We start from the raw sequence: 22,724 nt of genomic DNA on the forward strand, positions 1-22,724 counted from the left end.
GCATCGGGACGGGGGATCGGAACCACGGCCGGGCCCGCCCGTTCTCCCGACCGAACAAGACGCGAAAGGATAACCCGATGACCGCCATCACAGATGCGAAAATCCTCATCATCGCCAGCGACGGGTTCGAGCAGGCCGAGCTCACCGTCCCCCAGAAGCAACTGGCCGACGCAGGCGCCACCGTCCACGTGGCCTCCCCCGACGGCTCCGAAATCCGCGGTTGGGACGAGACCGACTGGGGCAAGACCGTTTCCGCCGATCTCGGTATCGGCGACACGTCGGTCGACGACTACCACGCGCTCGTCCTGCCGGGCGGACAGATCAATCCCGACGTGCTGCGCGTCAACGACGAGGCGGTTCTGCGCGTGCAGGAATTCGTCAAGGCCGGCAAGCCCGTCGCCGCGATCTGCCACGCGCCGTGGCTCTTGATCGAGGCCGACGTCGTGCGCGGCAAGCGGCTCACCTCCTACAAGTCCATCCGGACCGACCTGAAGAACGCAGGCGCCGAGGTGGTCGACGAGGCCGTGGCCCGTGACGGCAACCTCATCACCAGCCGCAATCCCGGCGATCTCGACGCGTTCTGCAAGGAGATCATCGCGGCCATCGAGGGCGAGACGAGCCTCTCGTCGGCGGCATGATGCACAAGGTGGGGCGTGGGCGAGGCTTTGCCGTTGTCCTCGCCCCAACCGGCGAACGCTTGCCTTCGGCACCGCCGCAGGCCATGTGTGGACCTGTGATGGGGCAGCGGTGCCGGGATGGATACCAGAAGTCGATTTGACGAACAGATCGTCGAGCGGGCCCCTTGGCTCGCCCGACGTTTTCCTGCGAGCGACATCGTTCGCCGCGGCCTGAACGGGCTTTTGCGGTACGAGGAGACCGTATCGCTCGCCGAAGAGATGTCGGACTGGTCCGGCGACGCCCTGATGACCCGGATGGGTCGCAAGCTCGCGCAGGACCTCAAGGTCACCGGGCTCGAGCAGATTCCGCGCACCGGCCCGGCAATGATCGTCGCGAACCACCCGACCGGGATCGCGGACGGAATCATCCTCTACCACATCCTCGCCCCGATCCGGCCGGATCTCTACTTCTACGCCAACAGCGACATCGTGCGCGTCATTCCGCAGCTCGCCTCGATGATCGCGCCCGTCGAGTGGCGGCCGGAGAAGCGGACCCACGGCAAGACGCGCGAGACGATGGCCTATACCCGCAAGGCGATGGATGCCGGGCGTCTTGGGATCATCTTCCCGTCGGGCCGGCTCGCCAAGCGCCGCGGCCTGAGGCTCTTCGAGCGTCCCTGGATGCCGTCCGCCGCGATGATCGCGCGCAAGTTCGAGGTGCCGGTCATCCCAATCAACATCCGCGCGCGCAACTCGGCGCTCTTCTACATCTTCGACATGATCCATCCCTCGCTCAGGGACATCACGCTCTTCCACGAGACGCTGAACAAGGACCGCCAGCCCTATCGCGTCACGGTTGGCGAGCCGATTTCCGCGGCCGCGCTGCCCTCCTCGTCGGAGGAGAGCATCGGCCTCATGCGCCGGGCTACGCTCGACCTCGGCGGCCGGCACGCGCCGTCCGTCTCGCTCGTCGACAGTTCCCGCCATCGCTGGGTGTGGAGCCCGCGCGCCTGAGGGCCGGCACCGTTCAGCCCTCCTGGCAGTACTCCTGCTCGACGAGCCAGCTCCGCATCTCCTCGCGCTTCTCCTCCGACCGAAGCGGAGCCCAATCGGCGGCCACGCCCTGCCAGCGAGCTTCCTCCGCGCTGATCACGCCGTCGCGCGGCACCGTCTCCGCGAGGATGCGGATCGCGCAGCTCAGGTTCGTGGCCCCGTCCATCAGGGCGGAGCCCGACCGGCCGCGGCATCCGAATTCCCGTGCCGTCGGGATCCCGATCTGCAGGAGGCCGAACCACTGGTCGCCTCCGCCAACGGCATCCGGCCGCCAGGTGCTTTCGTATTTCGCGAGCGCGGACAGGAAACCGACCCAGAAGGCACGCCTGTCCTCATCGGTCCCGTCCTCGTAGGCCGGACACCAGCGCGCGATATCGTCGGGCGTTTCCTCCACGAGCGGCATGCCGTGCGAGCGGAGCGCGGAAAGCGCGGCCCGGTTCCACTGATCCGATTCGTCTCGATGCTCCCAGAGGAGCTCCGGCATCTCCGCCGCCTCCTCCGCCACGTCCGCCTGCTGCGCCACGGCCGAACCGACGGCGAGAACCATCCCGGCCGCCGCGGCGATCACGTATCTCAAGGTTCCGAAGATCGGCCTTCTCCCCCTATCCCCCGGTCGATTCGTCGATCCTGCAATAGGGCTGCGCGCGCGTCCATGACGCCATGTCGGATCGTTTCGATGAGGAATGGAACGGACCCCAATCGAGCATTCCGCGATTGATTGTCCCGCGTTTCGTAACCTGTGCCGTGGCGATCCGGACCGCGCAGCGCAGGTTCGCCGCCCCGTCTTTCAAAGCCGCGCCCGACCGCGCCGCGCAGCCATAGCCGCGCGCGGTGCGCGGATCGATCTGCACGAGCCCGTACCAGAGGCCGCCGCCGCCCACCGCTTCGGGCCGCCAGGTGCTCTCGTGCTCGGCCAGCGCGGAGAAAAGCCCGTTCCAGAAAGCCGCGCGGTTCTCGGGCGACTGGTTGGGATAGTTCGGGCACCATTCGGCGTAATCGGCGGGGACCATCTGCGGCAACGCCGCGCCGTGGGTCGCGAGCGCCTCCATCGTCTCGGCGGTCCAGACGGCGCCTTCGGGGCGGAAATCCCAGCGCGCGACGGGGGGCGACGCGGGTTCGGGGTCGGGCGCGCGGGCGGCGCCCACGCAGCCCGAAAGCGCGGCAATGGCGAGGATGAGGACGAAACGCGGCATGGAAACACCTCTCGAGTGATACCGCGCTTCCCCCGGCCCGGCCTCGATGGTCTAGGCCCCTGCCCCGCCGCGTGCCAGATCCCGCCGGGGCGGTCGGCGGCGTTGCGCCGATCCGGCAGGCGGAGTAGAGAACGCCCGTCCCCTGACCTGACGAGGAGCTCCGCGATGCTCGACCTGACCTATGAGGCCCCGGCACCCAAGGTGATCCAGGGGGCGCGGGAGGATTGGGAACTCGTCATCGGGCTTGAGGTCCACGCGCAGGTCGCGAGCGACGCAAAGCTCTTCTCCGGCGCCTCCACCCTCTTCGGCGCGGAGCCCAATTCCAACGTCGCCTTTGTCGATGCGGGGATGCCCGGAATGCTGCCCGTCATCAACGAGGGCTGCGTCGCGCTCGCGGTCAAGACCGGGCTCGGGCTCAAGGCCGCGATCAACCTGCGCTCCGCCTTCGACCGCAAGAACTACTTCTACCCCGACCTGCCGCAGGGCTACCAGATCAGCCAGCTCTACCACCCGATCGTGGGCGAGGGCGAGGTGATCGTGGACATGGCCCCCGGCATCGCGCGGCGCGTCCGGATCGAACGCATCCATCTCGAACAGGATGCGGGCAAGTCGATCCACGACATGGACCCGACGATGTCCTTCGTCGATCTCAACCGCACCGGCGTCGCACTGATGGAGATCGTCTCCCGCCCCGACATTCGCGGGCCCGAGGAGGCGGCGGCCTATGTCGCGAAGCTTCGGCAGATCATGCGCTATCTCGGCACCTGCGACGGCAACATGCAGAACGGCAACCTGCGCGCCGACGTCAACGTCTCCGTCTGCCGTCCCGGCGATTACGAGAAGTACCAGGAGACGCAGGACTTCTCGCATCTCGGCACCCGCTGCGAGATCAAGAACATGAACTCCATGCGGTTCATCCAGGCCGCGATCGAGGTCGAGGCGCGGCGCCAGATCGCCATCATCGAGGAAGGTGGCAGCGTGGTGCAGGAGACGCGGCTCTTCGATCCCGACAAGGGCGAGACGCGGTCGATGCGCTCCAAGGAGGAGGCGCACGATTACCGCTACTTCCCCTGCCCCGACCTCTTGCCGCTCGAGATCGAGCAGGCCTGGGTGGACGACATCGCGGCCTCCCTGCCGGAACTGCCCGATGCGAAGAAGACACGGTTCGTCGCGGAATACGGGATGACCGAATATGATGCGGGCGTCCTCACGGCCGACGTGGAGAACGCCGCCTTCTTCGAGGAAACCGCGCGCGGCTCCGACGGCAAGCTCGCGGCGAACTGGGTGATCAACGAGCTGTTCGGGCGGCTGAAGAAGGACGGCGACCGGGCGATCGGCGAGAGCCCCGTCTCCGCCGCGCAACTCGCGGGGATCGTGCGCCTCATCAAGTCGGGCGACATCTCGGGCAAGATCGCCAAGGACCTCTTCGAGATCGTCTACACCGAAGGCGGCGATCCCGAGACGCTGGTCGAAGAACGCGGAATGCGCCAGGTCACCGATACCGGCGCGATCGAGGCCGCGGTCGACGAGGTCATCGCGGCCAATCCCGCTCAGGTGGAGAAGGCGCAGGCCAATCCCAAGCTCGCCGGTTGGTTCGTCGGTCAGGTGATGAAGGCCACGGGCGGGAAGGCCAACCCGGCTGCCGTGAACGAGATCGTGCGCCGAAAACTCGGCGCGGACTGACTTCGTTCTTGCGAGGGACGGACGCCGGACGAAGAATGAATTCGTCCGGCGCCGTGAAATGTTCGTTCGGGCCGATCAGCCGTCGGTCGAGATCTCGTTGTCCAGACCATCGGTCGGGCTCTCGATTGCCTCGCCCATCGGAGCGTTCATGCTCTCTTGTGCCTCAGGGCTGGAAGCCGTGTTGCTCATGCAGGCGGACAGGAAGATGGCGGTCCCCAAAAGAAGCGTCAGTCGGGTCATTGCGAATCCTTTCTATAATCATCAACGCAACGCTACTCCACGGACCGGGTTCCGATGCAAATCCGCACCATGCGAACCCGGCGGGAGTTCGCGCGTAGACACTTGCAGAGCACGAAGCCACCGTCGATAGAGGTTAATACGAAACGAAACACGAGGCCCGAATGTCACATTATGAATACAGGGTCGTTCCCGCGCCGCGCGAAATCCCCCGGGTCAAGGGATTGCGCGGAACGGAGGAGCGTTTCGCCTACGGCCTGTCCGCCGTGCTCAACGACGAGGCGCGCGACGGATGGGAATTCGTCCGCATGGAAGTGATGACGGCGGAGATTCGCCGGGGCTTCCTCGGCGGCAAGCGCAGCGAGACCACGACGCTGCTCGTCTTCCGCCGCTGGGCGGAAGGGATCGCGGCCAATCCCCCGACGGCCCGGCAGACCGAGGCGCAGAGGCCGGACAAAGCCGCCCCGCGCATCGGGGCGGTCCGCCGTCCGGATATCGGTCTCAGAACCGTGCCCGCCCCCAATCGCGAGGAGCGGTGAGCCCCGTCACTCCGCGAGATCGAGCGCGAGGGCATGGATTCGCCCCATGAGCTCCGGCCCGATCGCGTCGTGCACCGCGCGGTGCCGCGCGAGCCGCGACATTCCCGCGAGCGCATCCGACCGCATCCTGACGGAGAAATGGCTTTCTCCGCCCGCGGGCGCGCCGGCATGACCCGCATGTGCCGCACTGTCGTCCGTGACCGTGAGATCGCGCGGGTCGAAGGCGGCGTCGAGCCGCGCGCGGATTTCCTCGGTCACGGGAAGTTTGCTTGTCGCCATTTTCACGATCTCCCCTCTTCAACTCCCGGTGCGTTTGCCTAAACTCTCCGCTCCGACTCGGAAAGGAGCCATCATGTCGAAAAGCGATCCCTTCGGATTCGATATGCGCGTGACCTCTTCTAAGAAGAAGAACCCGCGCGGCAAGCGGGGCATGACCGGCGCCTTCGAGACGTCGACGCGGGTTTGCGAGCATCCCGGCTGCGAGGAACAGGGGCAGTACCGCGCTCCGCGCTCCCCCGATCACCTCGACGAGTACCTCTGGTTCTGCAAGGATCACGTCCGCGAGTACAATCTGAAGTGGAACTTCTTCAACGGCACCACCGAAGAGGAGTTCGACGACCAGATTTCCAAGGACCGCGTCTGGGGCCGGCAGACGAAGCCCTTCGGTCGCAAATCCGACGAGCAGCGTGCCTGGGCCCGGCTCGGGGTGGACGACGCGCATCAGGTTCTGGGCGACAATGCCACACGCAATCCGGGCCGTTCCACGACCGGCGGCTCCACCCGCCGCCTCCCGCCCACGGAACGCCGTGCGATCGAGATCCTCGATGCCAAGGATCATTGGACCAAGACGGAGATCCGCAAGGCCTACAAGGCGCTGATCAAGGTGCTCCATCCCGACATGAACGGCGGCGACCGCGGCCACGAGGAACAGCTCGCCGAGGTCGTCTGGGCCTGGGACCAGATCAAGGACAGCCGCAACTTCACGACCTGAGCGGGTCCGGACCGTGCGGGTAAGGGACAGCATCGACGCCGATCTGGAGGCGATCACCGCGATCTACGGCCGGGAGGTCGCGGGCGGCACGGCGACCTTCGAACTCGACCCGCCGGAACTCGCCGAGATGGCTCGCCGCCGACGCGCGCTCGTCGAGAGCGGGTTTCCCCACCTCGTCGCGGAGATCGGGGGCGAGGTCGCGGGCTATGCCAGCGCGGGTCCGTACCGCCCCCGGCCGGCTTACCGCCACAGCGTCGAGATCTCGATCTACGTGGCGGAGCGCCATCGCGGCGCGGGGGTCGGGCGGCGGCTGACCGCCTCACTGCTCGACCGCTGCACGGCGATGGGGATGCGGCAGGCGATCGCCGTGATCGGCGGGGCCGACAACGCCGCCTCCCTCGCGCTTCACCGGGCGCTCGGGTTTTCCCGCGCCGGTGTGCTTACGGATGTCGGCTTCAAACACGGGGCCTGGCGCGACACGATTCTCATGCAGCGCGCCCTCGGTCCGGGCGCATCAACGCCGCCGGATGTCAGGCCTCGGTAAAGGTGAGGCTCACGCCGTTGATGCAATGCCGCTTGCCGGTCGGCTCGGGCCCGTCGTCGAAGATGTGACCGAGATGCGATCCGCAGCGGTCGCAATGGACCTCCGTGCGCACCATGAAGAAGCTGCGATCGGATTGCGTGCCCACGGAATCGGGCAGCGCCTCGTAGAAGGATGGCCAGCCGGTGCCGCTGTCGAACTTCGTCTCGGAGGAATAGACCGCCTGATCGCATCCCTTGCAGTGGAAGATGCCGTCCGCCTTGATGTCGTTGAGCGGCGAGGTGAAGGCACGCTCCGTCCCCATCTCCCGCATCACGTCGTATTCCTGTTCGCTCAGCATGGCCTTCCACTCGGCCTCGGTCCGGGTCACGGGAAAGTTTCCCGGCTCCGCGGCGGACAGCGCCCTGGGAAGCGCCGCGACAGCCGCGGCAGAGGTGAGGAACGTTCTTCGTCTCATCATCTTCTCCATCACATCGCGCCGTCAGGAGGGGCGCCAGACAAACTCGTCACGTAATGTAACACGTCCGGCCCTCCTTTGAACGCTCGTCCCGCGGACGTGAACGGAGCGAGAGGCTCAGGTCGGGGTATCCCCGACGGTCCCGAGGCCGAGCACGTTGCCCGTGGGGCCCGCTTCGGGCGATCCGCCGGGAGGCTCTTCCGAGATCTCGAGAAGTCCGCCCGGAATGCCGTCCGCGATGGCGCCCGCGACTTCGAGCGTCACGACCTCTTCCTCGGGCAGGATCGCGACGGAGAGCGGCGCGGTCGCCCCTTCGGGCAGGAGCCAGAGCTGCTGGACGCGCCCCGGCGGCGTCGTTCCCGCCTCGCGCATGAGGACGAGCACGCGCCGCGCCGGATCGTAGGCCGCGCGCACAGAGAACGACCCGTCCTCCGCGGCGATCTGCGCGCGGTAGGCCCCGTCGCCGGGCATGGTCGGCGCGCCGGGCAGGATGGCGAAGAGCGCGACCGTCGCGGCGAGCGCCAGGGCGGCCCCCGCGAGGAGCCCGCGCGCGAGCCCGCCGCGCCGCGCCCTCCCGGCGGTCTCGGTGGGCGCGGCGAAGAGCGTGCGTTCGAGGCGGTCGCGGCACCTGGCGGGCGGCCTCTCCTCTGCCACGTCCTGCGCGAGCGCGATGAAGGTTTCCGTCCACTCGGCCACGCGGGCGCGCAAACCGCCATCGGTGGCGAGCTGCCCCTCGAAATCCGAGCGTTCGCCCGCATCGAGGAGGTTGAGGACGTATTCGGCGGCGCGGACGCTGTCGGAACGATCGGGGCCACCATGGGGGAAGGACGTGTCGGTCATCTGTCCAGGCACTCCCTCAGGGCTTGCAAGCTCCGCCGCAGCCAGGTCCGCATCGTGTTCAGCGGCACCCCGTGCCGCTCCGCCAGTTCCTTGTAGCTCAGCCCGTCGAGATAGGCGCCGCGCACCGCTTGCGCGCGATCCTTGTCCAGCTCCTCGAGGCAGTCGTTGATCCGCCGCGCCTCCGACGACGCGATCGCGACATCCTCCGGACCGGCGCCCTGATCGGGCAGGTCCCACGGCACGTCGCCCGACGCCGTATCGGACCGGCGCGACCGCAGCCGGTCGATCGCGGTATTGCGCGCGATGGTGATGAGCCAGGTCATGGGGCTCAGTCCGTTCGCGGCGTACCGCCCGGCATTGCGCCAGACCTTGACGAAGGATTCCTGCAGCGCCTCTTCCGCGTCGGCACGGTTCTTCAGCACCCGGAGGCAGATCCCGAAGAGCTTGGCCGAGGTCGCGTCGTAGAGTGCGAGGAACGCGCCGCGATCGCCAAGCGACACGCGATGGATCAGCCTCTCGATATCATCGGGCGTCGTGGCCAAAGGGCGTTACTCCGTTACGAACATCAACGCGATAAGACCAAACCTGCGGCCGTATGACCAGATGTTTCCGCCGCGGCCCGGTCCAGGGCCGAACCGCGCGGCCCTCTCCCGCTTTCCCTTGCGCGGCCAAGCTATATGTTGCACCACGCGCCCACGCACGAAAGGACCCGACATGGCCGACGGCAGCATCGACATCCACGCCACGCCCAGCGAGACCCACTCCGTCCGGGACGTGTTCGGGATCGACAGCGACATGCAGGTCAAGGGCTTCGCGGATCGCACCGAGCGTGTTCCGGAGGTCGACAGCACCTACCGCTTCGACGCCGACACCACGCTCGCGATCCTCGCGGGGTTCGAGCACAATCGCCGCGTCATGATCCAGGGCTATCACGGCACCGGCAAGTCCACCCATATCGAGCAGGTGGCGGCCCGCCTCAACTGGCCCTGCGTGCGCGTCAACCTCGACAGCCACATCTCCCGCATCGACCTGATCGGCAAGGATGCGATCAAGCTCCGGGACGGCGTACAGGTCACGGAATTCCAGGAAGGCATCCTGCCCTGGGCGCTCAGGAACCCGACCGCCATCGTCTTCGACGAATACGATGCGGGCCGCGCGGACGTGATGTTCGTGATCCAGCGGGTGCTCGAGGTCGACGGCAAGCTGACGCTCCTCGACCAGAACCAGGTGATCCACCCGCACCCCTATTTCCGGCTCTTCGCCACGTCGAACACGGTGGGCCTCGGCGACACGACGGGCCTCTATCACGGCACGCAGCAGATCAACCAGGGCCAGATGGACCGCTGGTCGCTCGTCGCCACGCTGAACTACCTGCCCCACGACGCGGAAGCCGCGATCGTCGTCTCCAAGGTGCCTTCCTACGCCTCCGACGCAGGCCGCACGACGATCAGCCGCATGGTGACCGTGGCCGACCTCACCCGGACGGCCTTCATGGCGGGCGACCTCTCGACCGTCATGTCGCCCCGGACCGTCATCGCCTGGGCGCAGAACGCCAACATATTCGGGAATGTAGGCTACGCGTTCCGGCTGTCGTTCCTCAACAAGTGCGACGAGCTCGAGCGGGAGACGGTGGCGGAATTCTACCAGCGCTGCTTCGACGAGGAACTGCCCGAGAGCGCGGCCTCCGTCAGCCTCGGCTGAGGCCCGCGCCTCACGTATCCCCTTCCGTCTCGATGTAGATGACGCTGCCGCAATGCTTGCAGTGGCTCGCGTCGCGATCGTGCAGCTCGAGCCCGCATTGCCGGCAGCGCTGCTCGATCTTCGCGGGCTGGTAGAGCGCCTGCAGCAGCTTGAGGAAGAACCCCACGCCGAACACCATGATCCCGATGGTCATGATCCGTCCCACGCGATCGGTCAGCGTGATATCGCCGTAGCCCGTCGTGGTCAGCGTCGTCACGGTGAAATAGAGCGCGTCCACATAGGTCGCGACGTTCTCGTTGCGGTCGTGTTCCCATACCCAGACGAGGCTCGTGACGACGAAGATGAACGCCGCGAGGTTCGCCGCGGCCACCACCACCCGCGTGTTGACGTCCCAGCCCTGCGTGAGACCGTCGAGCCGCTCGGCGAGCCGGAAGGTCCGCATGAGCCGCAGGATCCGCAGCACGCGCAAAAAGCCCAGGTTCGACCCCGTGACGATCGGCACGGCGAGGGAGGCGAGCACGACAAGGTCGGCGAGCGTCGGCAGCGACAGGAGGAACCTCAGCTTCCGCTCCGCGATCGCGCAGCGCGCCGCCACGTCGAGCGCGACGAGCGCCCCGATCCCGGTGTCGAAGATCAGGAGGGTGGCGTCGGGTTTCGCCGTCGCCGTCACGAGGAAATAGGCGATCGTCGCGAGATCGAAGACGAGGAGCCCCGCGCGGAACCACCGCCCGGCCGCGCCGTCCCCCTCGTAGAGCGTGCGGAGCGTCGCCTTCACCGCCAATCCCCCCTGCAATCCACTGGACGCCGATCCGCCCGCGCATCCTCTTCATCCCTGACGCCGGCGCTTCGGGATGGCAACGCCCCCCGCGAACTCGCATTTCCTCTCCCGGGTCATTGTGTCCGCCACGCGTGCGGCTAGATTGGGGTCCATGAGCAAGCCCCAGGACAACCCCGCCGATCCGTTCAAGAAGGCCCTCGCGGAGGCGACGCGGGTGCTCGCCGACGACCGCGAGCTCGGCGTCACCTATTCCGTCGATCCGCCCGGCCTTTCGAACGACGCGCTGCGTCTGCCGCAGATCAGCCGCCGCCTCACCCGCGAGGAGGTACTGCTCGCGCGCGGCACCGCCGACGGCTACGCGCTTCGACGCCGCTTCCATGACCAGGGCACGTTCAACCGCTACGCCCCCGAAGGGCCGATGGCGCGCGATCTCTACGAGGCGATGGAATTCGCCCGCTGCGAGGCGATGGGCGCCCATTCGATGCCCGGCACGGCGGGCAACATCGATGCCCGCATCGGCGCCGAGGCGGCGCGCAAGGGCTACGCGGAGATCAAGGACAAGGCCGAAGCGCCGCTCTCGGTCGCCGCGGGCTACCTGATCCGCGCGCGGGCCACCGGCCGCGACCTGCCCGAGGGCGCGAGGAACGTCGCCGATCTCTGGCGCGAGACGTTCGAGGAACAGGCCGGCGAGACGCTCGAGGGCCTGCAGGAGGCGATGTCCGACCAGGCGGGCTTCGCGCGCCTCGCCCGCCGCATCATCGAGGATCTGGGCTACGGCGACCAGCTCGGCGACGACCCCGACGATCAGGGCGGCGACGAGGACGAGGCGCAGGGCGACGAGGATCCGGAAGAGGGCGACGAGCCCGACAGCTCCGGCGACGAGGAGAGCGGCGAGGAAGAGGACGCCGCCCCCGACCAGAGCCAGGAACAGACCCAGGACAGCGCCCAGGCGGAGGTTTCGCTCGACGAGACCGCCGATGCCGAGGATGCCGAGGAAACGGAGATGCCCGAGGGCGAGGCGCCGCAGGAGCCGCCGCCCCCCGCCCCCGTCAGCGAGGCCGATCCGGGCTACCAGGTCTACGAGCAGAGCCACGACGAGGAAATCCGCGCGGAGGATCTGGCCGAGCCCGCGGAGCTCGAACGGCTTCGCGCCTATCTCGACCAGCAGCTCGACCCGCTGAAGGGCGCGGTCGGACGGCTCGCCAACAAGCTGCAGCGCCGCTTGCAGGCCAAGCAGAACCGCTCCTGGGAATTCGACCGGGAGGAGGGAATCCTCGATGCCGGGCGGCTCGCCCGCGTCGTCGTCTCGCCCACCACGTCGCTGAGCTTCAAGGTGGAGAAGGACACGGAATTCCGCGACACCGTGGTCACGCTGCTCCTCGACAATTCGGGCTCGATGCGCGGCCGTCCGATCTCCATCGCCGCGATCTGCGCCGACATCCTCGCCCGCACGCTGGAGCGCTGCGACGTCAAGACGGAGATCCTGGGCTTCACCACCCGGACCTGGAAGGGCGGGCAATCGCGGGAGAAATGGCTGGCCGACGGCCGCCCGCAGAAGCCCGGACGCCTGAACGACCTGCGCCACATCGTCTACAAGTCCGCCGACGCCCCTTGGCGTCGGGCGCGCCCCAATCTCGGGCTGATGATGAAGGAGGGGCTCCTGAAGGAGAACATCGACGGGGAGGCGCTCGAATGGGCGCATCGCCGGATGGCCGGGCGCGGCGAGCAGCGCAAGATACTGATGGTGATCTCCGACGGGGCGCCGGTCGATGACAGCACGCTCTCGGTCAACCCCGCGAATTACCTCGAGAAGCATCTGCGCGACGTGATCGCGATGATCGAGAGGCGCCGCGCGGTGGAACTCATCGCCATCGGCATCGGCCACGACGTCACCCGCTACTACAACCGCGCGGTGACGATCACCGATGTGGAGCAGCTCGCGGGCGCGATGACGGAGCAGCTCGCCTCCCTCTTCGACAGCGATCCGCGCAAGCGGGCACGCGTCACGGGAATGCGCCGCGCCCGCTGACGCGACGCGTCCTCCGCCCGGCCCCGTTCCCTCCGCAGCGCCGGGGCGAGGCCCGGCCTCCCTTGCAATCGCGCCGATCTTCGGGTTCCTCGGAGGCAGGCACGAACGACGAGGGCGGGAAACCGATGTTCCAGAGCTTCGACACCAAGGGCGGCCCCGCGGATCCCGCCCGGCTCGCCTCCCTCCGCGAGGAACTGGCGGCGCGGGGTCTCGACGCGATCCTCGTACCGCGGGCCGACGCGCATCAGGGCGAGTACGTGGCCCCGCACGACGCCCGCCTCGCCTGGCTCACGGGCTTCACCGGATCGGCAGGTTTCGCCATCGTGACCACCGCGAAGGCCGCGATTTTCGTCGACGGCCGCTACAAGCTGCAGGTCCGCTCCGAGGTCGCGGAAGAGATCACGCCCGTCGACTGGCCCGCCACCCGCGCCGAAGCCTGGCTCGACGACCATCTCGACGACGGCGCCCGCGTGGGCTTCGATCCGTGGCTCCATACCGCGAAGGAGGTGGAGGCGCTGAAGGCGCGGCTCGAGCCGCGGGGGATCGAGATCGTGCCCGTCACGCCGAACCCGGTCGACGCGATCTGGACCGACCAGCCCGCACCGCCGATGGGTCCGGTCACGCTCTATCCCGAAGAGCTCGCCGGGCGCGACCGGGCGGAGAAATGCCGCGAGATCGCCGAGACGCTGCGCGAGGCCGGGGAAGACTGGGCGGTCCTCACCCTGCCCGATTCGATCTGCTGGCTCCTCAACATCCGCGGCAGCGACATCCCCCGCAATCCGGTCGCGCATGGCTTCGCGATCCTCGAGGCCGCGACCGGCGCCGTCCGCCTCTTCATGCACGCCGAGAAACTCGCGAAGATCCGCCTCGACGGTGTCGACCTGCTGCCGCCCGAAGGGCTCGTGGCCGCCCTCGCCACGCTGTCGGGCAAGGTCCGCGTGGATCGCGAAAGTGCCCCCTGGATCGTCGGCGACACCCTCGCCTCCGAGGGGATCGCGCTCTCCTGGGCGCCCGATCCCTGCCTCCTTCCGAAGGCGCGGAAGACCGAGGCGGAGCTCGCCGCGACGCGCGCCGCGCATCTGCGCGACGGCGCCGCGATGTGCGCCTTCCTCCGCTGGCTCGACGACGCGGCGGAACGTGTCGTCCAGGGGGGCGCCACGGTCATGGAGATCGACGCCGTCCGGGCCCTCGAGGAGTTCCGCCGCGCGGGCGGGGACCTCCTCGACATCGCCTTCGACACGATCGCGGGCAGCGGCCCGCACGGCGCCATCGTCCATTACCGCGTGACGGAGGCGACCGACCGCGCCCTCGCGCCGGGAGAGCTTCTGCTCGTCGATTCGGGCGGTCAATATCTCGACGGCACCACCGACATCACCCGCACGATCGCCATCGGCGTGCCCGACGAGGAGCAGATCGCCGCCTTCACCCGGGTCCTGAAGGGGATGATCGCGGTGAGCCGCGCGCGCTGGCCGAAGGGGCTCGCCGGCCGCGATCTCGACGCGCTCGCCCGGGCCCCGCTCTGGATGGCGGGGCAGGATTACGACCACGGGACCGGGCATGGCGTCGGCGTCTATCTCAGCGTGCACGAAGGCCCGCAACGGCTCAGCCGCACGAGCGACATCCCCCTCGAGCCCGGCATGATCGTGTCGAACGAGCCCGGCTATTACCGCGAGGGCGCCTGGGGCATCCGCATCGAGAACCTCGTCGCCGTGGAGCCGGCCCCCGATCTCGACAGCGCCGATCCGGCCCGCGACATGCTCGCCTTCGAGACGCTGACCTGGGTGCCGATCGACCGCCGCCTGATCGACGTGGACGCGCTCTCGCCCGGCGAACGCGCGTGGATCGACGCCTATCACGCGGGCGTGGAGCGGCAGATGACCGGGCGGCTCGACGCCGAAACCGCCGCCTGGCTCGGCCGGGCCTGCGCGCCCCTCTGAGCCTTGTCATCGACCCACGACGTGATAGCGTTAACCCCTCGAAATTGTGAGGAGGGTCTCCATGACCGCTGACACGGCCACGACGAGCGAGATCACCATCGAAGACGCCCCCGGAACGTGGGTCATCCGCGCCGGCGGCTCCGTCATCGGCGAATCGCGCGCCGCGCTCTTCCTGCACGAGGACGGGCATTCCCCGGTGCTCTATTTCCCGCGGGAGGACATCGCGATGGCGGTCCTCGATCCGTCGGAGACGCACACGACCTGCCCCCTGAAGGGCGAGGCGCGCTATTTCTCCCTCGAGACGGAGAGCGGCCATTTCGCCGACATCGCCTGGAGCTACGAGGATCCCCCCGAGACCCTGTCGCGCATCCGCGGCAGGCTGGCGTTCTCGAGCGACGACGTCGCGGTCGAGGAAGTCTGACCGCGCGCCCCGGACCCGCGAGGCCCCGGATCAGGTCCGGGGCCCGGTCCGCCCGTCACGAATGTTCCTCCGCCGCCGTCGCCGCGAGCGCGCGGTTGTAGGCGCGGAGCGCATCGACATGGAAGAGCGCGCCGAGCACCACCGGCGTCTCTCCCCGCGCACCCACCCGGACGACCGGCAGGAACATCCGGTTGGTCTTCTCGAAAAGCGGCATCGCCGCGTCGAGCGTCGCGTTGCCGTCGATGAAATGCCCCTGCTCGATCGCCTCCCAGACCGCGTCCGTGGGCGCCGCGCGGGCATGCTCGGGCGGCCGCATCACGTTGGCCACGCGGAACATCGCGAGCAGATAGGCCTGCGGCCCCGCGGCGAGGTGGATGTTGCGCATCTCGAGCTGCGTGAGGAAGAAGCTGCGATCGACGAGCCGCGAGGCGAGCGCGGTGGAGGTCGAGACGGCCACCATCACGGCGAGGCCCGTCTGCCAGTCTCCCGTCAGTTCGAAGACGATGAGCGTGGTCGAGATCGGCGCGCCCAGCACCGCCGCGGCCACCGCCCCCATCCCGGCCAGCGCATAGAGCGTCTCCGCCCCCGAGACCTCGGGAAAGAGCCCCGTGGCGATCAGCCCGAACGCGAGCCCCGTGAGCGCACCCAGCATCAGCGACGGCGAGAAGACCCCGCCCCCCATCCGTCCGCCCATCGTGATCGACACCGCGATCACCTTGACCACCGCGAGCACCACCGCCTCGTGGAAGAACAGCTCTCCGGTCAGCGCGAGCGAGGTCGTCTCGTAGCCGACGCCGATGATGTGGGGATAGAAGATCGCGATCCCGCCCAAGAGCCCGCCGGCGAGGGCCGGCCGGATCCAGCGCGGCAGGCCGGTCCTGGCCTGCACCGCGCTCGCCACCCCGTCGGTCCAGAAGATCGTGCGCATCATCACCACGGCGACGAACCCGCAGATGAGGCCGAGGATCAGGAAGGCGGGCAATTCGCGGTAGAAGGCGAGCGTGCCCTCGGTGGCGAGGCGGAACTCGGTCACGTCGCCGAATTCGAGCCGGTTGATGACCGTGCCCGCCGCGGATGCGATGACGATGGGCGCGAAGGCATGGACCGCGAAATGCCGCAGCACCACCTCGAGCGCGAAGAGCGCGCCCGCGATCGGCGCGTTGAAGCTCGCGGAGACCGCGGCGGCCACCGCACAGCCGAGGAGGTCGCGCGCGGTGATGCCGGTCGCGCGGATCGCCATGTTGACCCATGTGGCGAGCACGGCGGCAAGGTGGACGACCGGGCCTTCCCGTCCCGTCGAGCCGCCGGAGCCGAGCGTGATGAGCGACGCCGCGGCGGAGGCGAGCCCGGCCCGCGTCTCGACCCGCCCATCATAGAGCGCGGCGCCCTCGATCACGTCCGCGACGGACCGGACGCGTCCGCCGGGCGTGAACCGGTGCAGGATCACGCCCACGATGAGCCCGCCGCAGACGGGATAGAGCACGATCCAGTACCACGGCAGCCGTCCGGCCACCTCCGTCAGGGCGGAGATGTCGGCGGTGCCGTAGAGCCAGGCCTGCAGCGCGTTGATCCCCTTGCGGAAGAAGAGCGCGGCAAAGCCCGAGGCGGTACCGACGGCGAGCGCGATGAACCAGAACTGGACCTGCCCCGGCCCCTGCTCGCGCAGGATGCGCCACGAATCGCGCCCGCCCGACACGATGCTGCCGAAGACCGTCCATTCCTCTGGTTCGCCGCGTCCGGCCATCGATGTGAACCTCCCGCCTGCTCCGTGCTTAGGCCTTGAGCCGAAGGGCTCCAAGCCCTGTCGGCACGACGCCGCCCGGCGCGTTGCAGCGGTGCGATAACTAGGCCCGCGGAAGGCGCGCGGTCGCGGGAGGGGGTTCGCGCTTTGCGATCGGTCGGGCGGTCACACGAGGGGCGAGGCACCCCGTTGCCGCGTCGCGCGGGTCTCCGGGGACCGTACCCTCCGGTCATGACTCGGCACGGGCTGCCGACGCGCGGTGCACGATGTATGTACGCGTCGTGCACGATGTATGCACGCCCGCTGCACGCCTGCGGGACAGGGGCTGCACGCGCCCTGTACGTCCCGTGTACGTTAGGTGTACGCCACTCACCCGGCGAGGAGCGCGCGCGCGGCGCCCCGGGCCTCCTCGGTGATCGTGTCGCCCGCGAGCATCCGCGCGATCTCGTCGATCCGCTCCTGCGGACCGAGCGGCGCGACGTCGGACAGGGTCATCCCCTCCCGGACGCTTTTCGCCACCCGCCAATGATGCGCGCCGAGCGCCGCGACCTGCGGCGAATGGGTGACGACGAGGACCTGCGCGCCCTCCGCGAGCGCCGAGAGCCTGCGGCCCACCGCGTTTGCCGTGGCCCCGCCCACGCCCCGGTCGATTTCGTCGAAGATCAGCGTGAGGCCCGGTGTCGCCTGCGTCAGGCTGACCTTCAACGCGAGGAGAAACCTCGACAATTCCCCGCCCGACGCGATCCGCCCCAGGGGCCCGGCGGGCGCGCCGGGATTGGTCGCGACGGTGAATTCGACATGATCGCGCCCGTCCGGCCCCGCCTGCGCCTCCCCGATCTCCGTGACGAAGACCGCCCGCTCCATCTTCAGGGGCCCGAGCTCCGCCGCCATCGCCACGTCGAGCCGGCCCGCCGCCTCCCGGCGCTTGGCGCCGAGCGCCTCCGCTGCCGCGTCGTAGTCCTCTGCCGCCGCACGCACCGCCGCTTCGAGTTGGGCGATGTCCCCCGCCCCCGCATCGAGCGCCTCGAGCCGCCCCCGAAGCGTCTCGGCATGCTCTCCGAGCGCATCCGGGAGCACTTCGTACTTCCGCGCCAAACCCCTGATCGCAAAGAGCCTTTCTTCGATCCGCTCGAGCTCGAACGGGTCGAAATCCAGTCCCTCGAGCGCCGTGGCCACGCCCTGCTCCGACTCCGCGAGCTCGTTCATCGCGCGCCCGAGCGCCTCGATCGCCGCGTCAAGCGCGCCCTCGACCTCCGCCGCCGCCGCGTCGAGCCGTCGCGCGGCGTCGATGAGCATCCCCTCCGCACCCTCCAACCCTAGCGCGGCATGGGCCCGCGTGATGTCCTCCCCGACACGCTCCGCCGCCTGCATCCGCCGCCGCTGGACATCGAGCGCCTCGTCCTCCCCCGGCTGCGGATCGAGCGCGTCGAGTTCCGCCACGGCGTGCCGCAGATACTCCTCCTCCGCCGCCAGCGCCTCGAGCGCGCCCCGTGCGGATGCGAGATCCCGCTCCGCCCGCGCCCGGGCCGTCCAGGCGCGCCGGACGGCTTCCCGCTCCGCCCCCGTTTCCGCGAAGGCGTCGAGAAGCGCACGATGCCCCTTTGGATCGAGCAGGCCCCGGTCGTCATGCTGGCCGTGCAGCTCCACCAATGTCTCCGAGAGGCGCCGCAGAACGTCGCCCGAGACACGCCGGTCGTTGACCCAGGCGGTCTTGCGTCCATCCGTCGCGTTCACCCGGCGCAGGATCAGCTCGTCCTCGATCTCCACGCCCGCCTCGTCGAGCACCGCCCGTCCGGGATGGTCGGGCGGGAGGTCGAACCACGCGATCACCTCGCCCCGCTCCGCGCCCTGCCGCACGAGCTCCGCTCGGCCGCGCCAGCCCAGCACGAAGCCCAGCGAGTCGAGAAGGATCGATTTCCCGGCCCCCGTCTCGCCCGTCAACACGTTGAGCCCGGGCTGGAAATCCAGCTCGAGCCTGTCGATGAGCAGCATGTCGCGAATCTGCAAGCCGCGCAGCATGGATCGGGTCCCCGGAGGCGCGCGTTCGTTATCGCACGCCGTTTGGCGAGGGGCCAGTGCCCCGCCGCCCCGGCCCGCCCGTCAAAGCCATTCGCCGCGGATCACCTGCCGGTAGATGGCAGAGAGCCAGTTGTCCCCCGCGGGCTCCAGCGTCAGACCCCGGCCGGTCAGCAGCGCATAGGCATCCTGGTACCATTCGGTCGACCGGTAATTGTAGCCCAAGATCGCCCCCGCGCTGCGTGCCTCGTCCACCAGCCCCAGCGAGAGATAGCTCTCCACGAGCCGATAGAGCGCTTCCGGGGTATGCGTCGTGGTCTGGAACTGCTCCACCACGACGCGGAAGCGATTGATCGCGGCGGCGTAATGCTGGCGACGAAGGTAGTAGCGACCGATCTCCATCTCCTTGCCGGCGAGATGGTCGAAGGCGAGGTCGAACTTCAGCATCGCTTGGCTGGCGTATTCGCTGTCGGGATAGACCTCGATCACTTCGCGCAGGGCCTGCAATGCTTGGAAGGTCAAACCCTGGTCACGGCCGACATCGTCGATCTGGTCGTAGTAACTGAGCGCCAGGAGATATTGCGCGTAGGCCGCATCCTCGCCTCCCGGGTAGAGGTCGAGATAGCGTTGCGCGGCGCCCCGCGCGGATTCGAAATCGCCGTCGCGATGATAGGCGAAGGCCTGCATTACCAACGCTCGCTGGGCCCAGGCGGAATAGGGATAGAGCCGCTCGACCTCTCCGAAGAAGCGGGCGGCCTCCTCGGGGTCCCGGGTCTCGAGCTCGAGCTCAGCGCGGCGGTAGATCTGCTCCGCCGACATCGATTCGAGCGGGACATCCCGCGATGCCATACCCACGCGCTCGCATCCCGCCACGCCGGCGGCGAGCGCGAGGATCCATGCCAGGTGTCGAACCGTTCGCCCGAATGTCATGTAACCGCCTACCCTCGCCCGAAATTCCGACCCTTGCGCCGCGCCGCCATTAGCACAGATCGATCGAGGGCAAAACGTCTTCCGTCGGGCGATCCGCCACGGCTCAGGCGTGAAGCGCAGGGGCGTCCGTGCGACGGAGCCCAGCGCCGGGCAGAGTGGCCGCGATCTTGGCATCCACGACGACCATCCGGCAGGCGTCGGGCCGGGCGAAAAGCGCATGGAGCAGCGCATTCGTCATCGCATGGCCCGCACGATACCCGGTGTAGCGGCCGAGGATCGGCGCGCTGGCCAACGCAAGATCGCCGAGCGCGTCGAGCATCTTGTGACGCACCGCCTCGTCGGCATGGCGCAGGCCACCCGGGTTGAGCACCGTCGCGCCGTCGACCACCACCGCATTCTCGAGCGTGCCGCCCAGGGCCAGTCCGCGCGCGCGCATCGCGTCGACGTCGGATTGACGGCAGAAGGTCCGGCTGTCGCAGAGTTCACGCACGAAGGCGCCGTTAGAAAGTTCGAGCCGCTTTTCCTGCCGCCCGATCGCGGCCTCGGCGAAATCGATCTGGAAATCCATCTCCAGCATCCTCGCCGGATCGAGGCGGGCATACGCCTCGCCCTTGCGCACCTCGACCGGAGCCAGCACCTGCAGGGCACGGACGGGGGCCGCGAGTTGCCTCAGACCGGCGGAAAGGATCGCCGAGACGAAGGGGGCAGCGGACCCATCGAGGATCGGGACTTCCGGACCGTCGATTTCGATCTGCAGATTGTGGATGCCGCATCCGGCAACGGCGGCCATCACGTGCTCGATCGTAGAGATCTCGACGCCCGCGGAATTCGCGATACGGGTGCAGAGCTCGCCAGGCCGGACCGCTGCCCAGTTCGCCGGGACGAGCGCGTTGCGGCTCTCCACATCCGTGCGGCGGAACCAGATCCCGTATTCGGCCGATGCGGGACGCAGGACCATGCGGACGGGCACGCCCGAATGAAGCCCTACCCCGGTAAACGTCACCGCCTTCTTCAATGTCGTCTGCATTGCCGCCTCGCGTTTTTTCTTGGGGCCATGACGACCCAGTAAGGCGGACCTAAGGACGGTGGGCGGGCGCAGCAATTCAACGTTTATGTCGGTTTGTAACAGAACAATTTACGCGTGTAGGTTTTCCCCGCCGAAGCGTGAAGGCGCGGTTACAAGAGCCTGATTTAAAACGAAAAAGGGCCGGCTGATGCCGGCCCCGTGATGTCTCGAATGGTGATCGCTTCAGTTGGCTTGGCGCCGGAGGAAGGCGGGGATTTCGATCCGATCCTGGTCTGCCTCATCCTCGGCCTGCACGCGCTGGACGGGCGGTTGGGCGCGTCTGACCGGCTGCGGCGCGGCGGCCGGACGCGCAGCCGGCGCTTCCGCGGCATGACCCGTCATCCGGTTGATGAGGTTGTTGATGCCGAACCGGGGCCGTTCTGCCGCCTGGGCGGTCTCGCCCTGATAACCCGCGGGGGACCGACCCTGCATGGGACGGTTGGCGAACGCATCCTGGGCCGAATTCGGCACCTTCCGCACGGCCTGGTCGCGACGCGCGATCGCCTCGGGCGTCGGTTGACCGGGCATGGCGGCGCGCGGTGCAGCCACGGCTTGCTGCGGGCGATAGGCGGGCGGGGGCAGATCGTCAGCGCCCACGACCTCATCCGTCCGTTCCGTGCGACGGCTTTCTTCCCAATCGGCGAAGAAGTTGGCCTCCTCCGTCTCGCGGGGCGCGGCTTCGGAACTGGCGACGATCGCCGGACGCACCGGCGCCGCCTCGCGCTCGGCCGCGACAGGCTGCGCCGGAACCTCTTCCGCGGCTTCCACGCGCGGCTGGGGTGCCAGCGGCTCGGACAGGCGACGGCGCGGGACCGGAACGTCGCTCGACTTCTCCGTGGCGTCGATGCCGGTGGCGACGACGCTCACCCGCATGCGGCCCGACATGCTCTCGTCGAGGGTGGAGCCCACGATGATGTTGGCGTCGCTGTCGACCTTCTCCCGGATGACGTTGGCCGCCTCGTCGAGTTCGAAGAGGGTGAGGTCGTGGCCGCCGGTCACGTTGATCAGGACGCCCTTGGCGCCGTTGAGGCTGATCTCGTCGAGAAGCGGGTTGGCGATGGCGAGCTCTGCCGCCTGCAGCGCGCGATCCTCGCCTTCGGCCTCCCCGGTGCCCATCATCGCCTTGCCCATCTCGTCCATGACGGCGCGGACATCGGCGAAGTCGAGGTTGATGAGACCCGGACGGACCATCAGGTCCGTGACACCCTTGACGCCCTGGTAGAGCACGTCGTCGGCCATCGCGAAGGCGTCGGTGCAGGTCGTCTTCTCGTTGGCGAGACGGAAGAGGTTCTGGTTGGGGATGATGATCAGCGTGTCGACCATCTTCTGCAGCGCCTCGATGCCTTCCTCGGCCTGGCGCATCCGCTTCGTGCCCTCGAACTGGAAGGGCTTCGTCACGACACCCACGGTCAGCACGCCGAGCTCCCGCGCGGCCTGCGCGATGATGGGCGTGGCACCGGTGCCGGTCCCGCCGCCCATGCCGGCCGTGATGAAGCACATGTGAGCGCCGGCCAGGTGATCGACGATCTCCTCGATGCTCTCCTCAGCGGCCGCGGCACCCACGGTCGCGCGCGCGCCGGCGCCGAGACCCTCGGTCACCTTGACGCCCATCTGCACCTTGGCCTGCGCCATGCTCTGCGCCAGCGCCTGCGCATCGGTGTTGGCGACGACGAACTCGACCCCCTCGAGCTGCTTCTCGATCATGTTGTTGACCGCGTTGCCGCCGGCTCCACCAACGCCGAACACGGTAATGCGCGGCTTCAGGTCGTCGTGCTGTGGAATGCTGAGATTGAGTGTCATCGATGATCCGCCTGTTTCTACGCCCGGTTAGCCCGGGCTTTCCGCCACGTATTTAGTTCAAATTTTACCGGATTATGCCGTGCGCGTCACCTGAAAAACACATCTCCGCCGCAAAATCTAGAAATGCGGGACCCGGCTTCAGCGGGATGTCGCG

The 22,724-nt window shown here is 68.4% G+C and carries 23 protein-coding genes; 10 read left to right on the top strand and 13 right to left on the bottom strand.

From position 1 onward, the window contains the following. Positions 1–77 precede the first annotated feature (77 nt). Complete coding sequence (locus tag LX81_RS10305; protein WP_111537241.1) at positions 78–638, top strand: type 1 glutamine amidotransferase domain-containing protein; 561 nt, start codon at positions 78–80, stop codon at positions 636–638. Between the two features lie 117 nt (positions 639–755). After that, positions 756–1,631: a lysophospholipid acyltransferase family protein gene (locus LX81_RS10310; protein WP_111537242.1), complete on the top strand. Its 876-nt coding sequence runs from the start codon at positions 756–758 to the stop codon at positions 1,629–1,631. Between the two features lie 13 nt (positions 1,632–1,644). Here the strand turns inward: LX81_RS10310 and LX81_RS10315 are convergent, their stop codons facing one another. Both LX81_RS10315 and LX81_RS10320 read right to left on the bottom strand, forming a co-directional pair. Next, the gene (locus tag LX81_RS10315) at positions 1,645–2,238 is read right to left on the bottom strand and encodes a transglycosylase SLT domain-containing protein (RefSeq protein ID WP_234822573.1); all 594 of its coding nucleotides are present in this window, start codon (positions 2,236–2,238) and stop codon (positions 1,645–1,647) included. Between the two features lie 34 nt (positions 2,239–2,272). After that, complete coding sequence (locus tag LX81_RS10320; protein ID WP_111537243.1) at positions 2,273–2,863, bottom strand: lytic transglycosylase domain-containing protein; 591 nt, start codon at positions 2,861–2,863, stop codon at positions 2,273–2,275. A gap of 165 nt (positions 2,864–3,028) precedes the next feature. Here LX81_RS10320 and gatB point away from each other — a divergent pair, with 165 nt between their 5' ends. After that, positions 3,029–4,546: an Asp-tRNA(Asn)/Glu-tRNA(Gln) amidotransferase subunit GatB gene (gene gatB, locus LX81_RS10325; protein ID WP_111537244.1), complete on the top strand. Its 1,518-nt coding sequence runs from the start codon at positions 3,029–3,031 to the stop codon at positions 4,544–4,546. Positions 4,547–4,621: 75 nt separating this feature from the next. Here the strand turns inward: gatB and LX81_RS22180 are convergent, their stop codons facing one another. Beyond that, positions 4,622–4,786, bottom strand: a complete 165-nt coding sequence (locus tag LX81_RS22180) for a hypothetical protein (protein ID WP_170133912.1) — start codon at positions 4,784–4,786, stop codon at positions 4,622–4,624. 161 nt (positions 4,787–4,947) lie between these two features. On the opposite strand from LX81_RS22180, the gene LX81_RS10330 reads away from it, so the two are divergent. Next, the gene (locus LX81_RS10330) at positions 4,948–5,322 is read left to right on the top strand and encodes a DUF4177 domain-containing protein (protein WP_111537245.1); all 375 of its coding nucleotides are present in this window, start codon (positions 4,948–4,950) and stop codon (positions 5,320–5,322) included. Between the two features lie 6 nt (positions 5,323–5,328). On the opposite strand, the gene LX81_RS10335 is transcribed toward LX81_RS10330, so the two are convergent. Continuing rightward, the gene (locus LX81_RS10335) at positions 5,329–5,601 is read right to left on the bottom strand and encodes a BolA family protein (protein WP_111537246.1); all 273 of its coding nucleotides are present in this window, start codon (positions 5,599–5,601) and stop codon (positions 5,329–5,331) included. A 73-nt stretch (positions 5,602–5,674) separates the two neighbouring features. Between LX81_RS10335 and LX81_RS10340 the strand changes: the two genes are divergently transcribed. After that, positions 5,675–6,313: a DnaJ domain-containing protein gene (locus LX81_RS10340; protein WP_111537247.1), complete on the top strand. Its 639-nt coding sequence runs from the start codon at positions 5,675–5,677 to the stop codon at positions 6,311–6,313. A gap of 13 nt (positions 6,314–6,326) precedes the next feature. Next, entirely contained in the window at positions 6,327–6,857 is a 531-nt protein-coding gene (locus LX81_RS10345) for a GNAT family N-acetyltransferase (RefSeq protein ID WP_111537248.1), read from the top strand. Here LX81_RS10345 and msrB read toward each other — a convergent pair. The 3 genes from msrB to LX81_RS10360 all read right to left on the bottom strand — a co-directional run bounded on the left by msrB (position 6,844) and on the right by LX81_RS10360 (position 8,693). Further along, the gene (gene msrB, locus LX81_RS10350; RefSeq protein WP_111537336.1) at positions 6,844–7,311 is read right to left on the bottom strand and encodes a peptide-methionine (R)-S-oxide reductase MsrB; all 468 of its coding nucleotides are present in this window, start codon (positions 7,309–7,311) and stop codon (positions 6,844–6,846) included. The genes LX81_RS10345 and msrB overlap by 14 nt on opposite strands. A 117-nt stretch (positions 7,312–7,428) precedes the next feature. Further along, positions 7,429–8,151 (bottom strand): anti-sigma factor, encoded by a 723-nt coding sequence (locus tag LX81_RS10355; protein WP_111537249.1) that lies wholly within the window; start codon positions 8,149–8,151, stop codon positions 7,429–7,431. Next, complete coding sequence (locus tag LX81_RS10360) at positions 8,148–8,693, bottom strand: sigma-70 family RNA polymerase sigma factor (RefSeq protein ID WP_111537250.1); 546 nt, start codon at positions 8,691–8,693, stop codon at positions 8,148–8,150. Before LX81_RS10360 ends, LX81_RS10355 begins: the two co-directional genes overlap by 4 nt. Before the next feature lie 172 nt (positions 8,694–8,865). Here LX81_RS10360 and cobS point away from each other — a divergent pair, with 172 nt between their 5' ends. Beyond that, on the top strand, positions 8,866–9,852 hold the full coding sequence (gene cobS / locus LX81_RS10365; RefSeq protein ID WP_111537251.1) for a cobaltochelatase subunit CobS: 987 nt from the start codon (positions 8,866–8,868) through the stop codon (positions 9,850–9,852). Positions 9,853–9,862: 10 nt separating this feature from the next. Here the strand turns inward: cobS and LX81_RS10370 are convergent, their stop codons facing one another. Continuing rightward, positions 9,863–10,627, bottom strand: coding sequence for an ion channel (locus LX81_RS10370; RefSeq protein ID WP_170133913.1), 765 nt, complete (start codon positions 10,625–10,627; stop codon positions 9,863–9,865). A 154-nt stretch (positions 10,628–10,781) separates the two neighbouring features. Between LX81_RS10370 and cobT the strand changes: the two genes are divergently transcribed. The 3 genes from cobT (at position 10,782) to LX81_RS10385 (ending at position 15,017) form a co-directional block, all read left to right on the top strand. After that, a complete protein-coding gene (cobT, locus tag LX81_RS10375; RefSeq protein ID WP_111537253.1) occupies positions 10,782–12,659 on the top strand; it encodes a cobaltochelatase subunit CobT in 1,878 nt (625 codons plus the stop codon). Between the two features lie 125 nt (positions 12,660–12,784). Then, positions 12,785–14,596: an aminopeptidase P family protein gene (locus LX81_RS10380; RefSeq protein WP_111537254.1), complete on the top strand. Its 1,812-nt coding sequence runs from the start codon at positions 12,785–12,787 to the stop codon at positions 14,594–14,596. 61 nt (positions 14,597–14,657) lie between these two features. Next, the gene (locus tag LX81_RS10385; RefSeq protein ID WP_111537255.1) at positions 14,658–15,017 is read left to right on the top strand and encodes a DUF427 domain-containing protein; all 360 of its coding nucleotides are present in this window, start codon (positions 14,658–14,660) and stop codon (positions 15,015–15,017) included. 55 nt (positions 15,018–15,072) lie between these two features. Here LX81_RS10385 and LX81_RS10390 read toward each other — a convergent pair whose 3' ends face one another. The 5 genes from LX81_RS10390 to ftsZ form a co-directional block, all read right to left on the bottom strand. Further along, positions 15,073–16,761 (bottom strand): chloride channel protein, encoded by a 1,689-nt coding sequence (locus LX81_RS10390; protein WP_111537256.1) that lies wholly within the window; start codon positions 16,759–16,761, stop codon positions 15,073–15,075. Between the two features lie 366 nt (positions 16,762–17,127). After that, a complete protein-coding gene (recN, locus tag LX81_RS10395; protein ID WP_111537257.1) occupies positions 17,128–18,777 on the bottom strand; it encodes a DNA repair protein RecN in 1,650 nt (549 codons plus the stop codon). Positions 18,778–18,858: 81 nt separating this feature from the next. Continuing rightward, complete coding sequence (locus tag LX81_RS10400) at positions 18,859–19,704, bottom strand: outer membrane protein assembly factor BamD (RefSeq protein WP_111537258.1); 846 nt, start codon at positions 19,702–19,704, stop codon at positions 18,859–18,861. Between the two features lie 103 nt (positions 19,705–19,807). Further along, complete coding sequence (gene lpxC / locus LX81_RS10405; RefSeq protein ID WP_111537259.1) at positions 19,808–20,731, bottom strand: UDP-3-O-acyl-N-acetylglucosamine deacetylase; 924 nt, start codon at positions 20,729–20,731, stop codon at positions 19,808–19,810. A gap of 222 nt (positions 20,732–20,953) precedes the next feature. Next, positions 20,954–22,570, bottom strand: a complete 1,617-nt coding sequence (ftsZ, locus tag LX81_RS10410) for a cell division protein FtsZ (RefSeq protein ID WP_111537260.1) — start codon at positions 22,568–22,570, stop codon at positions 20,954–20,956. Positions 22,571–22,724 lie beyond the last annotated feature (154 nt).

This window comes from Palleronia aestuarii, from assembly GCF_003253995.1.
GTDB lineage: Bacteria > Pseudomonadota > Alphaproteobacteria > Rhodobacterales > Rhodobacteraceae > Palleronia > Palleronia aestuarii.

Bases quoted from the DNA above. Each gene is read 5' to 3' on its own strand.
- gatB (WP_111537244.1), top strand. From the start codon at position 3,029: ATGCTCGACCTGACCTATGAGGCCCCGGCACCCAAGGTGATCCAGGGG.
- lpxC (WP_111537259.1), bottom strand. From the start codon at position 20,731: ATGCAGACGACATTGAAGAAGGCGGTGACGTTTACCGGGGTAGGGCTT.
- LX81_RS10380 (WP_111537254.1), top strand. From the start codon at position 12,785: ATGTTCCAGAGCTTCGACACCAAGGGCGGCCCCGCGGATCCCGCCCGG.
- cobT (WP_111537253.1), top strand. From the start codon at position 10,782: ATGAGCAAGCCCCAGGACAACCCCGCCGATCCGTTCAAGAAGGCCCTC.
- LX81_RS10340 (WP_111537247.1), top strand. From the start codon at position 5,675: ATGTCGAAAAGCGATCCCTTCGGATTCGATATGCGCGTGACCTCTTCT.
- LX81_RS10330 (WP_111537245.1), top strand. From the start codon at position 4,948: ATGTCACATTATGAATACAGGGTCGTTCCCGCGCCGCGCGAAATCCCC.
- LX81_RS10355 (WP_111537249.1), bottom strand. From the start codon at position 8,151: ATGACCGACACGTCCTTCCCCCATGGTGGCCCCGATCGTTCCGACAGC.
- LX81_RS10335 (WP_111537246.1), bottom strand. From the start codon at position 5,601: ATGGCGACAAGCAAACTTCCCGTGACCGAGGAAATCCGCGCGCGGCTC.
- LX81_RS10390 (WP_111537256.1), bottom strand. From the start codon at position 16,761: ATGGCCGGACGCGGCGAACCAGAGGAATGGACGGTCTTCGGCAGCATC.
- msrB (WP_111537336.1), bottom strand. From the start codon at position 7,311: ATGAGACGAAGAACGTTCCTCACCTCTGCCGCGGCTGTCGCGGCGCTT.
- LX81_RS10400 (WP_111537258.1), bottom strand. From the start codon at position 19,704: ATGACATTCGGGCGAACGGTTCGACACCTGGCATGGATCCTCGCGCTC.
- LX81_RS10320 (WP_111537243.1), bottom strand. From the start codon at position 2,863: ATGCCGCGTTTCGTCCTCATCCTCGCCATTGCCGCGCTTTCGGGCTGC.
- LX81_RS10310 (WP_111537242.1), top strand. From the start codon at position 756: ATGGATACCAGAAGTCGATTTGACGAACAGATCGTCGAGCGGGCCCCT.
- LX81_RS22180 (WP_170133912.1), bottom strand. From the start codon at position 4,786: ATGACCCGACTGACGCTTCTTTTGGGGACCGCCATCTTCCTGTCCGCC.
- cobS (WP_111537251.1), top strand. From the start codon at position 8,866: ATGGCCGACGGCAGCATCGACATCCACGCCACGCCCAGCGAGACCCAC.
- recN (WP_111537257.1), bottom strand. From the start codon at position 18,777: ATGCTGCGCGGCTTGCAGATTCGCGACATGCTGCTCATCGACAGGCTC.
- LX81_RS10385 (WP_111537255.1), top strand. From the start codon at position 14,658: ATGACCGCTGACACGGCCACGACGAGCGAGATCACCATCGAAGACGCC.
- LX81_RS10305 (WP_111537241.1), top strand. From the start codon at position 78: ATGACCGCCATCACAGATGCGAAAATCCTCATCATCGCCAGCGACGGG.
- ftsZ (WP_111537260.1), bottom strand. From the start codon at position 22,570: ATGACACTCAATCTCAGCATTCCACAGCACGACGACCTGAAGCCGCGC.